Source organism: Melioribacteraceae bacterium 4301-Me (assembly GCA_041538185.1).
In the GTDB taxonomy this organism is placed as follows: Bacteria; Bacteroidota; Ignavibacteria; order Ignavibacteriales; family Melioribacteraceae; genus Pyranulibacter; species Pyranulibacter aquaticus.
In genome coordinates this window covers 211945-226511 of sequence record JBGORM010000006.1, presented here as the reverse complement: position 1 = coordinate 226511, position 14567 = coordinate 211945, and the positions used below count along the sequence as shown (strand labels likewise).

The window sequence follows — 14567 nt, the reverse complement described above, 5'->3', positions numbered from 1 at the left end:
ATTCCGGAACTCTTTAAGTATCCTAACGCGATATCCCCATCCCAATCAAAAAATTCCATCCTTCAAATGTGTAATCTTTGTAAACAAGGTCATTGCGAAAGTAGCTGCTTTTTAAGTAAAGCTCGAATTTATCCGAAGGTTCGTAGCCGATCTTAAAACTAATATTATTTTCAAGATTGAATGGTGAATAAAGAACATTTATTTCCCCGGGACTTTCTGCATTTTTTATGCTGCGCCAAAAATAATCGACTAATAAAAAAGCCGACATCTTTTTAAACAATATTTTGCCTGCTACCAATCTGAACCAGTGTTCGTAAGTGGTAAATTGTGACTCGTCCGAAAAAAGAAACAGAAGTCTGTATTGACCGTTAACAACAAAATCTTTCAGGTAATTTAATTCGAGTTCTGGGCCTGTTCTGTAACCTGTGGTTGTTTCATTTATCTTGCTGTCGTTAACTATTGTTTCCCCTTCAACAAAAAATTTTTCAATGTAGAGTCCGTAACCGGCTCTAAAAAAAGGACTAAAAATAGCGTTCAACTTTCCCTCTAAAAAAATGAAGTCATGATTCAGAGGTAATGAAGAGGCAATATTTTGATATGCATAACCAATCGCCACAGAGAACGGCATGTTTTCAATCCAGTAAAAATTAGCATTACTCTGAACGGCAAAAATATCATAGTCAATATCAACACTGCCGCCGGCAATTCGATTCAAGTGTCTTGTTATATTTACACCCCAGTCAAAATTTTTCTCGCGGCGGACAAGCTCGCCGTTCAAACGTAATTTAAAAGAGAACAATTCTTTAGTTAAACCATACCATTCCGGTCGTGTTCTCAATTCAAAAAAAGCTTCGGTATTTTCTTTGTTAAGTTTGTAGCCGAGTTTTCCTTCAGCTGCAAAAAGCAAGTCGCTCTCCTTCGGAAGAAAATCTCCCGTCGACTTGTAAACTCCGGATTCCAGATTTCCCCGAACTGTAAATTGTGCCGCTATGTTTGATGATATTATGAGTGCAAGAGAGAATGTAATAATTGTGAACCGGTAAAATGGGTCATTCATTTACGATTGCCGATTTTGTTTGTAAGTACAATTTGATAATCGGCAAGGCGTTTTTCAACTTCTCCTAACAGTTCGGAATATTCCTGCATGGAAATATTTTTTTCCGGAAGAATCAAAAGTAAATTTAGCTGCATCGTTTGAACGGACATCAAAATCAAGCTGTTTAAGAATATAAATATACGTTTGAATCTGCGAGGCAATATTGTGAGCATTTTCTGCATAAGTTTTGTCATTGGAGCCGGGTGACATTGCTTCTGCCGCCCCGTTGGTTCTCTGCCCCCGCAGCGAAAGTGCTGTTCTGTCGATATTCAAGCCAAATTCAGCCTCCTCCAAAAACTTTTTTGTTTTCTTCTGCAATGAAATCATACTGCTTATTTCTTCGTGCAGACTTTTTACCTGTTTTAATTTGGAATTAACTTCTTCCAATGCTTCCTTCAGATATTCGTTGTAAATCTTCTTTTCCTCTTCGGTTTTCGCCGTTGTTGGATCTAACGCTAAAATTTTTGTCGGATTAAAAGAAAGCGAATAAATTTTCGGTGCGGTTAATATTTTTTTCTCTGTTAAGTTAAGTATGTGCGCCTTCAGTTCATCTTTATCACCTTTGTACTTTCCTGATCTTTCGAGTTCGGACAAGGAATCAATTACAGCAGTATATTTTTTCTCAAGTTCGGTTTTTGTTTTTTCAATTTCGTTTACTATGCTGTTTACTTTTTTTTGCTGATCATCAATTTTATTAGAAATTGTAATTGAAGCAGACATCAATTTTTTAATATTGCTTTCGTCGTAATCTGATTTCTTTTTTTCCGCATCAATCTGTTTGGCGCGGTTATCGAGTATAATTTTGAGTGAATCCAATACAGCCGATTCACGGAAATATCGTTGATTTAATTCCTGTAATTTATTCTCGAGTAAAGAAAGACTTTGGCCGTATGTTGTTATTAACGATGTAATGAAACAGAGAAAAATTGTAAAGTAAATCAATTTCCTTAATCGTGTTAGCATTTTATTTGCCTTTTCTTTTTATCCGTGAACTTCGTGTAATCTGTGTCTTTTTTACAGCAGTCCGTATTTTTCCAGTTTATAATAAAGCACGCTCGTGTTTATGCCTAGAATTTTTGCCGCTCGGTTTTTAACTCCGCCGGCTTTTTTCATTGCTTCAACAATCAAATTTTTTTCGAAAACATGCACCGCATCCTCAAGTGAAAGATTATCGTACCCGTTGGCAGCATTTACAGCTTTGCCGAGGTGAGAGGCTATTAATGCAGCATCAATTTCTTTTCCGGCGGAAATTACTGAAAGACGTTCAATCAAATTTTCTAGTTCGCGGATATTGCCAGGCCAGGGATACTCCATCAAAAGTTTGATTCCTTCATTGTTGATTTTCTTTGCCGGAATACAATTTTTGAGGGCGACCTTCTTAAGGAAATGTTCAGTAAGCACGACGACATCATCTTTGCGTTCGCGAAGCGGCGGAAGATTTATTGGGATAACGCTTAGTCTATAATAAAGATCTTCTCTAAATTTTCCTTCCATCATTAATTTTTGAAGGTCACGGTTGGTTGCGCAGATAATTCTAACATCGGTGCTCAAAGTTTCTTCGCCGCCTACTCTCTCGAATTCTCCTTCCTGCAAAACACGCAGAAGTTTAACCTGCATTACCTGAGAAATATCGCCTATTTCATCCAGGAACAAAGTGCCTTTATCGGCAAGTTCAAATCTTCCTTTTTTGCTTTTTACTGCGCCGGTAAAAGCACCGCGCTCATGTCCAAACAGTTCACTTTCGAGCAGGTTATCGTTTAACGCCCCGCAGTTGATTTTTATAAACGGATTTTGCGAGCGCTTGCTTTTTTCATGAATTGCACGCGCAACCAATTCTTTTCCTGTACCGCTTTCGCCTTGAATTAAAACTGCGCTTTGTTTATCGGCAATCTGTTCAATTAAAGAAAAAATTTGTTTCATTGACTCCGAAGTTCCAATCATTTCACCGTAACCCGTTTTCAGTTCTTCTGATAAAATTTTATTTTGTTCGATTAAGCTTTCAATTTTTTGCTCATCGGCAATTTTTTCAAAAACTCTTTTTACACGTAGTCTTAACTCCTCGGGTGAAAACGGTTTTGTTAAAAAGTCAAATGCGCCGAGCTGCATAGCTTTTACTGCTATTTCTATGGAGCCGTACGCGGAAATCATAATTACTTCAGTTTTCGGATTTATCTTTTTTATCTCTTCAAGGATTTGAACGCCATCCATCGGTTCCATTTTAAGATCTACTACTGCAGCAGGTTCTTTATTAGCATGAAAATGTTTTACTGCATCGGGTCCGTTGTCGAAAGCAGCAACATTATATCCGCCGCGCTTCAAACTTTCAACCAATCCGAGCCTCATTGTTTCGTTATCTTCAACAACTAGTACACGGTTAATCAATTCTGCCATTTTCTATTACTCCACTGATTGTAAATAAAGCCCCGCCGTTCATTCTATTTTCAACAATAATTTGTGCTTTGTTTTCCGAACATAATTTTTTGCAGACAGCCAATCCCAGGCCGGTGCCGTTTTTCTTTGTTGTAAAGAACGGCTCGAAAACGGATGAAATATTTTCGGGAGGTATTCCAGGACCGTCGTCCGAGATTAATATTTTCCATTTATTTTTGTCAGTGTGCGATTCAATATTAATTTTTCCGCTTTTATTCATTGATTCAATGCTGTTTGCAATAATGTTCATAAGAATTTGTTTTAAATGTCTTTTATCGAAATAAATTGTTCTCCTACTTAATTTCTTTTCTACGGTAATGTTTTTTATTTTCATTTGATCGGCTAAGCCGGCAAGCACTTCATCAGTTATAGCTTCAACATTACAAAACTCAGGATTTGCAGGTATCGGTTTTCCGTATTCAAGAAAGGAGGTAATTAATTTTTTGAGACTGCCAATCTCGCAAATTATCTTTTCGATATATTCGGTATTCATTCCGCTTTTTTGCAAATCTTCTTTTGTCAATCCGGCAAGAAGTTCAATTCCGCCAAGAGGATTTCTGATTTCATGTGCGATTTGAGCAAGCATTTTTTCTTTTTCATTTTGATGTTTAGCTAAGTCGTTTTTCATTTTCTCCATTGCAGAAGCAGTGCTTCAAATTCACCTTTCATTCCTTGAAGTGATTTTATATCGAAATATCCTTAATGAGATTCAATCCAAAACCGGCAGAAGATGAAACAACATCTTCTTCAGCTTTTGATAATGCTCTAACGTTTCCAACCGACGGTTCGGTTAATTCCGGGGCACATTATGTAAAAGTAAGCAGCAAAAACGCAAGCATAAGCAGAAACACCATAAAAAAGATAAATGCAAAATTCTTTCTCATTTTTTCATTTTATTTTTATTGCCTGATCAGGCACAGCTTCGCCTGGTAGGTCACATAAAAATGATATAAAAGCAAGAATTGTACCAGACAGACTTTCAACTAACGTAAAGATGGTTTCACAAAAAGGTTAGATTTTTATCACAAAAATGCAGCCTAAAATTTTTTGTTGGCTACTCAGAATTATTTCAGAAGGATTCCGATTATAGAATTTTTGATGGGGTATCAGATTTCTGATTAGGCTAAAAAACTGGAAATGTGTTTATTTTTAAAAAGATTATATCGTTTCATATCCAACTAAAAAATTCCGTACAAAATTTTGGTCGAATAAAATTGTGGGGTCAGTTGTAAGTTCTGAATCTATTTGTAAGGTTTTTTGTACAGTTAAAAAAGTTCTAAAATTTTAGTTGCATAAATCAAATTAAAAAAAGGCTGAGTTCATTTCAATCATATATTTCATTTCTGCCAGAGGCAGATTTTAAGCAGCAGGTTCACAAGACTGTGGTCTAGATATGAATAAAAGCGGAATACTAAAAAGGAAGACTATTTGTAAATTTTATTTTGTAGAATTTTCTGAGCGGTCGAAATCTATATTATTTTTGATGCTAAATACTCGTAAATATTTGTTGGCAACAGACCAACCAGTCGAGAAAGAATAACAGTAGGCATAGGAAATTGAATTACCCTTTTTTCTTTTTGAATTCCTTTAATGATAATATCTGCGGCATTTTCTGCCGAAATAATAAACGGCATGGGAAATTTATTTTTTGATGTCATAGGTGTTTTTACAAAGCCTGGTTTAATTGTAATGACCTTTACCCCGTAAGGTTTAAACTCGAGACGTAAACTTTCAAGATAAACAGATATAGCAGCCTTGCTTGCACAATAAAAACCACTTCTGGAATATCCTCTGTTATCGGCAAGACTCGAAATGCCTGCAATTATGCCAGATCTTCTTTGGATAAATTCGGGAATAAGTTTTTCTATAAAATAGATCATACCTAATACATTTGTATTAAATATTTTTTCAGCAATTGCAGAATCATAATTTTCTACTTTCATTTCGTTGCCAATGCCGGCATTAAGAATAGCGATATCAATTTTTATTTTTTTATCATGAATAAAGTCAAAAATTTTGGTTACTTCGGTTTTTGAACTAACGTCGCATTGAAGTGTTATTATACTGTTAGCCTTCTGTTTTAATTCTTCTTTTAATTTATCGAGTATTTCCTTTCTTCTAGAGACCAAAATTAACGAGCATTTAAAGTGTGCTAATCTTCTTGCTAATGCTTCTCCAATTCCTGAAGAAGCTCCAGTAATAAGTATTGTTCGGTTTGTAAGTTCCATCGTATATTTATTAGAGAAATAAATTTTTAGTTACATTCAAAACTATAGTTTTATTTGATGAAACAAAATTTGTATCTTTAGCAAAAATTATTCCGTTTTTTATGCAACCAGATTTTATTGAAATAGATAATATCTTAGTAAGCACTGATATCTCCGAAACGCCGTTTACTTGCGACTTAGCTAAGTGCAAAGGTGCATGTTGTACAATGGAGAGTAAATATGGTGCACCTTTAAAAAAGGAGGAAATTGAAATTATTAATAAGAATTTGCCAATTATAAAAGAATATTTAAGTAAGGAACACCAGAAAGAAATTGAAAAAAATGGGTTTTGGATGCAAATTCATGGTGAATATATGACAAAGAGTATTGATAATAGAGCTTGCGTTTTTGTAAGCTGGGAAAACGATATAGCTAAATGTTCTATAGAAAAGGCTTACAGTGATGGTAAAATAGATTTTATTAAGCCCGCTTCGTGTCATTTATTTCCTATTAGAGTAGGGCAATTTGGCGGTAAAGTTTTAAGATATGAAAAATATATTGAATGCGAGCCGGCTCTTAAATTGGGAGAGAAAATAAAAACAAATATTCTGAACTTCTGTAAAGATGCACTCCAAAGAGAGTTCGGCAAAGAATGGTTCACTAAAATAAAGGATATAATGAGGGTATAAAAGATGCTTACGCTGCAACAAAAATTAGCATTACAACAAAAATTATCTCCACAACAAATTCAATATCAAAAACTTCTGCAATTGAACACATTGGCTTTGGAACAACGTATTAAAACTGAACTGGAACTAAATCCAATCTTAGAAGAAACAATTGAAGAAGACATTGAGCTTAGGGAAGAGGAAAATGCAGAAACAGATGAATCGATAGAAGAGGAAGATGATTCCTATCAAAATGATGACGATGAGTTTGGAATAGAAGATTTCATGAACGATGAAGATATTGACCTTGATAAACTAAATCGCTCTAAGGATGAGGAAAAGTCTCGACCTTTGGCACCACAGAAAAAAAGCTTGCGAGAATCTTTAATCGATCAACTCTATATGCTGGAATTAACTGAAGAGGAAACAATTCTTGGCGAAAATATCATTGGTAGTTTGGATAAAGACGGTTATTTTAGAGAAGATTTGCAGCGGTTGGTAAACGATTTAAAACTTTTTGAGCATATTGACATATCATTAGAAAATGCTGAAAAGGTATTAAAACAAATTCAAACTTTAGAACCAGTAGGAATAGCCTCTCGAAATTTACAGGAATGCCTGCTTGTCCAAATTAAAAATTCTTCTTACGACCCATATTATTCTTATCTGGCAGAAAAAATATTAACTAACCATTTCGATGATTTTGTAAACAAACGATATGATGTAATTCAAAAAAATCTTAATCTTACAAGAGAAACTTTAAAAAGCACACTGCAGTTAATACAAAAATTAAATCCTAAGCCAGGTGAAGGTAACATTGATTCTGAGGAACTAAATCAAATTACTCCTGATTTTATAATTGAAAAGGTAGAGGATAATTATATAGTTACGTTAAACGACAAATCTTTGCCATCAGTTACAATAAGCAAATCGTATCTTGAACTGCTTGAAAATAATAAAAGGAAGAGAAAAATTTCTGAACGTGATAAAGAAACCCACAAGTTTCTTAGAGAAAAATTTGAATCGGCAAAATGGTTTATTGCATCTCTGCAGCAAAGACGAAATACACTTTTAAAGATTATGCGAGCCATTTTAGAACGGCAGTATGAATTTTTCGAAAATGGTCCCCGGTTCCTAAAACCAATGATTTATAAAGATATTGCCGATGAAATTGGAATGGATATTTCTACTATCAGCCGCGTTGTAAATGGAAAGTATGTGCAAAGTCCACAAGGCATTCATGAACTAAAATACTTCTTCAGTGAGGGTTTGCCCACAGATTCCGGTGACGAGGTCTCTAATAAACATATAAAAGAATTGATAAAGGAAATTTGCGATAATGAACCAAAGAAAAATCCATACAGCGACGACAAAATTGCAAGTATTTTACAAGAAAAGGGAATTCATATTGCGCGTAGAACAGTTGCAAAATACCGAGAACAGCTCAAAATTCCCGTTGCAAGACTGCGTAAAGAGTTATGAGCTTTCTTCTTGATGTTCTTTTAATAATTCTGCTTTTTACTTTTTTCGGCTTCTCTCACACTTTTCTTGCTTCAAATAAAGTTAAAAGATTAATTGCTCAACGAGCAGGCAACTTAATAGCATTTTACCGTTTGTTTTATAATATCTCTTCTTTAATAATTTTTATGTTTGTCTACTTTGAGGCGCCTAAGCCAGATATAATCATTTACGATTTACATTATCCTTACGATATTATTACATTTGCATTTCAAATTATAAGTTTGTTTGGCTTGCTGTGGGCAGCACGGTCTGTAGACGTAACAGAATTTCTTGGAGTAGCACAAATTAAAAGGTATTTAAATAAAGAATACAATGCAGAAGAACTTGATGAAATTCAAAGATTTAATACAAAAGGTGCTTACAAATATATGCGCCATCCAATTTATTTTTTTTCAATTTTGTTCTTGAGTTTAAGGCCAACAATGGATTTGTTTTATTTAGTAATGTTAATTTGTATTATAATTTATTTCTATGTCGGTTCAATTTTCGAAGAAAAAAAATTGGTAGAAAAATTTGGTGATGAATACATAGAATATCAAAAAAGGGTACCGAGAATAATTCCAATTAAATTACACAAGCGTTAGATATAAAATTAAGTTAGAGGAAAATAAAATGAAAGATAGTGTTTCATCTGCTGCAATACTTGGCGGTGGTAACATAGGTTTAGCAATAGCTAATGGTTTGCATAACTCGAATATTTTCGATGTTTCCAAAATAACTATTACAAGAAGGCATGTTGAACAGTTAAATGAATATAAAGAAAAAGGTTTTAACATTACTTCCGATAATAAATTAGCAGTTAAAAACTCAGAAGTAATAATACTTGCTGTTCAACCGCGACAGCTAAACGACTTGCTGATAGAAATTAAGCCTGAATTAAATCCTGAGAAGCACCTTTTAGTGTCTGTTGTTTCAGGCGCAAGTATTAAGGCAATTAAAAAATTGGTTGGGGACGAAATCAAAGTTATAAGAGCAATGCCAAATACAGCAATTGCCATCCGAGAATCGATGACATGTCTTGCAGCAAACTCTAAGACAGATAAAGCACTTGAAATTGCTGAAAGAATTTTTAGCTCTGTCGGTAAAACTATTATAATTGATGAGGAATTAATGATTCCTGCAACAGCATTAGGTGCTTGCGGTATAGCATTTTTTATGAGGGCTATTCGCGCAGCTTCACAGGGTGGAATTGAAATAGGATTCCATAGTGAAGAAGCTTTATTCATTGCAGCTCAAACTGCTAAAGGGGCGGCCACTTTATTGCTCGATAAAAAGAATCATCCGGAAACTGAAGTAGATAAAGTTACAACTCCGCGAGGTTGTACAATCTCCGGGTTAAATCAAATGGAGCACAACGGATTTAGTTCGGCTTTAATTAAAGGAATTGTCACTTCGGCGGAAAAAGCTGCTGTTTTATATAAAACTGAATAATAATTTTTTAAATTGAGAATGTTATGAAAACTCATTCAACAACAATAATTGGGTTGATTCATAATGGCCAAGCAGCTCTTGGCGGCGATGGACAAGTTACATTCGGAAATACTGTAATGAAACATAACGCAATTAAAATCCGAAGCTTGTTAAATGGCAAAGTTTTAACCGGGTTTGCCGGTTCAACAGCAGATGCATTTACTTTGTTCGACCGCTTTGAAGAAAAACTTGAACAATACAGCGGAAATTTGAGCCGCGCCGTAGTTGAGCTTGCCAAAGACTGGAGAACCGATAAATATTTACGCAGACTTGAAGCAATGCTCGCCGTAGTTTCACAGGATAAGACTTTTATTATTTCTGGCACTGGAGATGTTGTAGAACCAGAAGATAATATTGTTGCAATTGGATCCGGTGGAATGTATGCCTTGGCTGCAGCTAAGATGTTAAAAAAATATAGCAACCTTTCCGCCGAAGAAATTGTTAAAGAAGCACTAAAAGTAGCTGCTGATATTTGTATTTACACAAACGATAAAATTAACGTTGAAGTTATAAAATAAATTTCGGATTTATTATGAAAATTGATTTAATGCATGAATTAACACCTACAAAAATTGTCCAAGAACTTGATAAATATATTATTGGACAGGATGAAGCTAAACGAGCAGTTGCCATTGCACTTAGAAATAGATGGCGAAGGCAAAAAGTAGAAGAAAATATTAGAGAAGAAATACTTCCTAATAATATTATTTTAATAGGACCCACAGGAGTTGGTAAGACGGAAATTGCAAGGAGACTTGCAAAACTTGCCGGTGCCCCCTTTATTAAAGTTGAAGCCTCAAAATATACAGAAGTTGGTTACGTAGGCAGAGATGTTGAATCAATGATACGCGATTTGACTGAAATTGCTGTTAGCATGGTTCGCTCAGAAAAAACAGAAGAAGTCCGCGAAAAAGCTGAACGCCTTGCAGAAGAAAAAATTTTAGACCAACTGATTCCACCAGTAAAAAAGCATGTTTCTACTTTAGATGAAAATGGAGAAAATGAAAATCTTCAAAATGAAAAAACACGCGAATGGATGAGAGAAAAATTGCGCAATGGAGAAATGGACGAAAGAATGATTGAATTTGATGTTAGTGTACCTTCATTTGGACTACAAGTGCTAGGACCAGCAGGCATGGATGATCTTGGAATGAACCTTCAGGATTTAATGAGCAGCATGATTCCTAAAAAGAAAAAAAAACGTAAAACTACAATTAAGGAAGCAAGACAAATTCTTGCTCAAGAAGAAGCTCAAAAATTGATAGATATGGAAGCTGTCCAAAAAGAAGCAATTGATAGAGTGCAAGAAGCTGGTATTGTATTTATAGATGAAATAGATAAAATAGCAGGCTCCAAAAGTCAGCAAGGTCCTGATGTCTCTCGTGAAGGAGTTCAAAGAGATTTACTTCCAATTGTTGAGGGTTCTACTGTAAACACTAAATACGGTCCTGTTAAAACAGACCATATACTTTTTATTGCATCTGGTGCTTTTCATGTTTCTAAGCCTTCAGACCTAATTCCAGAACTGCAAGGAAGATTCCCAATTCGCGTTGAACTTAAAAGTTTAACTGAAGAAGACTTTGTAAAAATTCTTACAGTTCCCGAAAATGCTCTGCTTAAACAATATGCAGCTCTACTTCAGGCAGAAGGAGTTTCAATAGTATTTAAAGAAGATGCTATTAAGGAAATTGCAAAAACAGCGGCGGTAGTGAACGAACAAGTCGAAAATATTGGCGCAAGACGGCTTCATACAATATTGACTACTTTACTCGAGGATATATTGTTTGATGTTCCAGATAAAATTCCTTCTCAAAAAATTGAAATTGATGCCAATTTAGTTAAACAACGCTTAGATAAAATCGTTAAAAACAGAGATCTCAGTAAATATATTCTTTAGTTAAAAGTAAATAATGAGAAAGATATATATTCTTATTCTTTTCTTCTGTTTTGTTTCCAGCTACTATGCTCAAAAAATTGTTAATCTGCAGGAAGCTAAAAAAACTGTAGAAGACTATTACGAATCTGGACAATATGAAATTGACCTCAAAAAAATAATTTCTGAGGCTGAGAGCAAGATAAATAAATTATCCCTCCCACTAAATTCAGCAGTAATTTTCGATGTAGACGAAACTGCTCTTTCTAACTATGAAATTATTAAGGATATTAATTTCGGCTATGAACCGAACCTTTGGGATAAATGGGTCAAGGAGAGCAAGGCACCAGCAATATTAGAAGTAAAGAAATTTTACGACTGGTTGCTTTCAAAAAAAATTAAAATAATTTTTCTTTCAGGTAGAACTATCGATGAAGAACAAGCAACAATTAAAAATCTGAAAAATGCGGGTTATTCAGTCTTTGATACTTTGATAACTAAAAAACCTAATGACCAAAAAATATCCACAGCTGTTTTTAAAGAACGTGAAAGAGAAAAACTTTCTAAAAAAGGTTATCATATAATTGCATGCATAGGTGATCAATGGAGCGATATGAAAGGAAAATACACCGGCATTAAAATAAAACTACCTAATTATATGTATATAATAAATTAAACTTAATTAGCTTGTTAAATTTTTAGTTGCTCCTTGCTTATATCAAATAAAGCCGCATTCAATCTCGTTTTAATGATAAATCTGGGTTAGATATGAACTGTAAACTCCTTTGGTTCTATCTGTAAGAAGTTTGTTACTATTTAACAATTTCAATTGGTTATTTCCCAAAGCTATTTTTGAGGTTATCCGAAGGTAATTCACAAAGTGGTGAATGCTCAAAGGGTTAGATAGGTTCAAGGATTAGACTTGTTACTAAGGTCGTAAACTCTAACGAGTCAATCTCAGAAATAAGGTTTCTTTGACTCGTCAAACGGGTTTGACCTTATCTTTTTCTTCTAAACCTTAGTAACTCTAACTAACCCAAAAAAACTGAACCTTTGAGAATTCACCACTTTGTGAATTACCTTATATCTCCTCTTTGATTTCAAAGATTTTATCAAATCTTTCCTTCAAACTGATTTTTGCCTCATTTGAGTTTAATGTAATTATTAATCGCCTTAGGATCTGGTTCTTCTCACCCCTCGCATCAATAACACCCGTAATAAATCATTTGTCGTTTACCATGTTGTTAATCATCCGTCGAGCTACTAATATGGTTTAATATGGCTCACAAATAAGCTAATAAGGTTTGAAATTTAGTTTGTCGACTATTATTACTAAGGTTATGTAAAAATTTCTTGTTTTTATAACTGCAATCCACAAATGGAATCCACCCACGAAGTGGTGAATTCTCATTTTATTTTTGAGGTAACCTTAGTAACATCACTTAACAAAAATGAAGTCTAACCTTATTACCTTATCCTTAATTTTCTTTCTTCAAAGAATTTTTAATCACGAATTGGTGAATTCTCACTTAACCCAAATTATTCATTAGAAGATTTTTTCTTGAGCGTTGTGGTGTCGAGGAGACCTTGATTCTGCAGCCTGTGTAATAACATGTGCTATTTTTAACCCAAAAGAAGGAATGAATTTTTTCAGAAGGTCGACCTGCCACTGCAGACTGGTACGTAAAACGTTGGTATTCAACTTTTTACTATGTAAGTTATGCCTTATCGTCCAAGGGGCTATTTTTCCTTTGAGTCAGAGGCTCATTAGCCTATGGCTAAGTTAAAAATTTGGATTCTACATTCTGCATTCATAAATGCCCAGTATTTAAAAAGTCTTCCCTTTTTATTAAATTAGATATAGAAATCTTTTTATATTTTATTTATGAGTGATATATCTAAACTAAAATCGGAAATACTTGATTCTTTAGCTGAAGGATTGTTCACAGTTGATATGGATTTTAGAATCGATTTTTTTAATCATGCTGCTGAAAAGATTACTGGTTTTAAAAAAGAAGAAGTAATAGGAAAACATTGTAAAGATATATTTCAGACCGAATTCTGCACTTTTGAATGTCCCTTAGCTAAAGTATTGGAGTCTGGTAGAAGCATTTATGATTTAAAGACCAAATTCCACTGCAAGAACTCTAATCCTATTCCAATTAAACTAAATGCGGCAGTGTTGAAGAACTCAGAACGTTATCCGATAGGAGGCGTGATTTCTTTTAGAGATATTTCTTTTGATTCTGCTGTAGACAATTATTTAAAAGAAAATACTAACTTTCATGGCATTGTTGGTCACACTAAAGTAATGAACGATATTTTTTATTTAATACAAGAAATTGCATGCACTGACGTTCCAGTATTGATAGAAGGTGAAACTGGCACGGGTAAAGAGATGATTGCCAATGCAATTCAGGCTACCAGCAAAAGAAGAAAAGAGAAATTTATTAAAGTTAATTGCTCTGTTTTGCCACCTAATTTACTTGCAAGCGAATTATTTGGTCATACAAAAGGGGCTTTTACAGACGCTGTAAAAGATAGAATAGGCAGGTTCGAGCTTGCTGATAAAGGAACAATTTTTTTAGATGAAATTGGTGAAATGCCTCTCCAAATGCAGGCTCTGCTTCTTAGAGTTATTCAAGAAGGTACGTTTGAAAGATTAGGTGAGTCCATTACAAGAAAAGTGGATGTAAGAATAATTGCTGCTACTAACATAAATATTAAGGAAGCAATTAAAAATGGTAGCTTCAGAGAAGATTTGTATTACCGGTTAAATGTAGTACCAATTTACTTACCACCTTTACGAGCAAGAAAAGATGACATTCCATTCTTAATAAAACATTTTATACAGAGATTTAATCTGCTTTATAATAAGGAAATTGAATATATTGAGGATGATGCATTAAATGCAATGTTAAACTATTATTGGCCGGGCAATATTCGTGAACTCGAAAATGCTGTTGAATACGCATTTATTAGAAACAAAGAAGAGAATAAAATAACATTATGCAGTTTGCCATCTTATATTATTAAGTATTCTGATTGCCAAAAAGATAAAGAGTTAGGCAAACTAAATATTGATACAAACCAGCTTATAAGTCTGTTGAATAAATATCAATGGAACAAGACCAAAGTTGCACAAGTTCTTGGTGTTAATAGAACAACTATCTGGCGTCATTTAAAATCAATAAGAACTCAAGACAGTTAAACCTACCGTTTCATGCAACACTTTGTTGCAATCACTTAATGCGTTTCAGCAAAAAAAGTTAAGGAGATAAGTTGCATTCCGTGCAACAGTA

The 14567-nt window shown here is 34.2% G+C and carries 13 protein-coding genes; 8 read left to right on the top strand and 5 right to left on the bottom strand.

Annotation, left to right across the window (positions count from 1 at the left end):
• Positions 1-22 precede the first annotated feature (22 nt).
• The 5 genes from ABRY23_11495 to ABRY23_11475 all read right to left on the bottom strand — a co-directional run bounded on the left by ABRY23_11495 (position 23) and on the right by ABRY23_11475 (position 5754).
• Entirely contained in the window at positions 23-1057 is a 1035-nt protein-coding gene (locus tag ABRY23_11495) for a hypothetical protein (protein MFA3783676.1), read from the bottom strand.
• Positions 1058-1111: 54 nt separating this feature from the next.
• Positions 1112-2059 carry a hypothetical protein gene (locus ABRY23_11490; GenBank protein MFA3783675.1) on the bottom strand — a complete coding sequence of 316 codons (948 nt, stop codon included), beginning with the start codon at positions 2057-2059 and terminating at the stop codon, positions 1112-1114.
• 51 nt (positions 2060-2110) lie between these two features.
• Positions 2111-3487 carry a sigma-54-dependent transcriptional regulator gene (locus tag ABRY23_11485; protein ID MFA3783674.1) on the bottom strand — a complete coding sequence of 459 codons (1377 nt, stop codon included), beginning with the start codon at positions 3485-3487 and terminating at the stop codon, positions 2111-2113.
• On the bottom strand, positions 3471-4154 hold the full coding sequence (locus ABRY23_11480) for a PAS domain-containing sensor histidine kinase (protein ID MFA3783673.1): 684 nt from the start codon (positions 4152-4154) through the stop codon (positions 3471-3473). The genes ABRY23_11485 and ABRY23_11480 overlap by 17 nt, the downstream gene beginning before the upstream one ends.
• A gap of 841 nt (positions 4155-4995) precedes the next feature.
• Entirely contained in the window at positions 4996-5754 is a 759-nt protein-coding gene (locus ABRY23_11475) for an SDR family NAD(P)-dependent oxidoreductase (GenBank protein ID MFA3783672.1), read from the bottom strand.
• 101 nt (positions 5755-5855) lie between these two features.
• On the opposite strand from ABRY23_11475, the gene ABRY23_11470 reads away from it, so the two are divergent.
• The 8 genes from ABRY23_11470 to ABRY23_11435 all read left to right on the top strand — a co-directional run bounded on the left by ABRY23_11470 (position 5856) and on the right by ABRY23_11435 (position 14476).
• Entirely contained in the window at positions 5856-6422 is a 567-nt protein-coding gene (locus ABRY23_11470; protein MFA3783671.1) for a DUF3109 family protein, read from the top strand.
• A 3-nt stretch (positions 6423-6425) separates the two neighbouring features.
• Positions 6426-7883: an RNA polymerase factor sigma-54 gene (gene rpoN / locus ABRY23_11465; protein ID MFA3783670.1), complete on the top strand. Its 1458-nt coding sequence runs from the start codon at positions 6426-6428 to the stop codon at positions 7881-7883.
• The gene (locus tag ABRY23_11460; GenBank protein MFA3783669.1) at positions 7880-8506 is read left to right on the top strand and encodes an isoprenylcysteine carboxylmethyltransferase family protein; all 627 of its coding nucleotides are present in this window, start codon (positions 7880-7882) and stop codon (positions 8504-8506) included. The genes rpoN and ABRY23_11460 overlap by 4 nt, the downstream gene beginning before the upstream one ends.
• Positions 8507-8534: 28 nt before the next feature.
• Entirely contained in the window at positions 8535-9353 is an 819-nt protein-coding gene (gene proC / locus ABRY23_11455; GenBank protein MFA3783668.1) for a pyrroline-5-carboxylate reductase, read from the top strand.
• Between the two features lie 23 nt (positions 9354-9376).
• Positions 9377-9910 (top strand): ATP-dependent protease subunit HslV, encoded by a 534-nt coding sequence (gene hslV, locus ABRY23_11450; GenBank protein MFA3783667.1) that lies wholly within the window; start codon positions 9377-9379, stop codon positions 9908-9910.
• A gap of 14 nt (positions 9911-9924) precedes the next feature.
• Positions 9925-11289, top strand: a complete 1365-nt coding sequence (gene hslU / locus ABRY23_11445; protein ID MFA3783666.1) for an ATP-dependent protease ATPase subunit HslU — start codon at positions 9925-9927, stop codon at positions 11287-11289.
• 13 nt (positions 11290-11302) lie between these two features.
• Positions 11303-11941 (top strand): HAD family acid phosphatase, encoded by a 639-nt coding sequence (locus ABRY23_11440; GenBank protein MFA3783665.1) that lies wholly within the window; start codon positions 11303-11305, stop codon positions 11939-11941.
• Positions 11942-13150: 1209 nt separating this feature from the next.
• Complete coding sequence (locus ABRY23_11435; GenBank protein ID MFA3783664.1) at positions 13151-14476, top strand: sigma-54 interaction domain-containing protein; 1326 nt, start codon at positions 13151-13153, stop codon at positions 14474-14476.
• Positions 14477-14567: the final 91 nt, after the last annotated feature.

What these genes read in the sequence shown, in the direction of transcription:
- ABRY23_11495 (MFA3783676.1), bottom strand. Translation starts at nt 1,057, where the DNA reads ATGAATGACCCATTTTACCGGTTCACAATTATTACATTCTCTCTTGCA.
- ABRY23_11490 (MFA3783675.1), bottom strand. Translation starts at nt 2,059, where the DNA reads ATGCTAACACGATTAAGGAAATTGATTTACTTTACAATTTTTCTCTGT.
- ABRY23_11485 (MFA3783674.1), bottom strand. Translation starts at nt 3,487, where the DNA reads ATGGCAGAATTGATTAACCGTGTACTAGTTGTTGAAGATAACGAAACA.
- ABRY23_11480 (MFA3783673.1), bottom strand. Translation starts at nt 4,154, where the DNA reads ATGAAAAACGACTTAGCTAAACATCAAAATGAAAAAGAAAAAATGCTT.
- ABRY23_11475 (MFA3783672.1), bottom strand. Translation starts at nt 5,754, where the DNA reads ATGGAACTTACAAACCGAACAATACTTATTACTGGAGCTTCTTCAGGA.
- ABRY23_11470 (MFA3783671.1), top strand. Translation starts at nt 5,856, where the DNA reads ATGCAACCAGATTTTATTGAAATAGATAATATCTTAGTAAGCACTGAT.
- rpoN (MFA3783670.1), top strand. Translation starts at nt 6,426, where the DNA reads ATGCTTACGCTGCAACAAAAATTAGCATTACAACAAAAATTATCTCCA.
- ABRY23_11460 (MFA3783669.1), top strand. Translation starts at nt 7,880, where the DNA reads ATGAGCTTTCTTCTTGATGTTCTTTTAATAATTCTGCTTTTTACTTTT.
- proC (MFA3783668.1), top strand. Translation starts at nt 8,535, where the DNA reads ATGAAAGATAGTGTTTCATCTGCTGCAATACTTGGCGGTGGTAACATA.
- hslV (MFA3783667.1), top strand. Translation starts at nt 9,377, where the DNA reads ATGAAAACTCATTCAACAACAATAATTGGGTTGATTCATAATGGCCAA.
- hslU (MFA3783666.1), top strand. Translation starts at nt 9,925, where the DNA reads ATGAAAATTGATTTAATGCATGAATTAACACCTACAAAAATTGTCCAA.
- ABRY23_11440 (MFA3783665.1), top strand. Translation starts at nt 11,303, where the DNA reads ATGAGAAAGATATATATTCTTATTCTTTTCTTCTGTTTTGTTTCCAGC.
- ABRY23_11435 (MFA3783664.1), top strand. Translation starts at nt 13,151, where the DNA reads ATGAGTGATATATCTAAACTAAAATCGGAAATACTTGATTCTTTAGCT.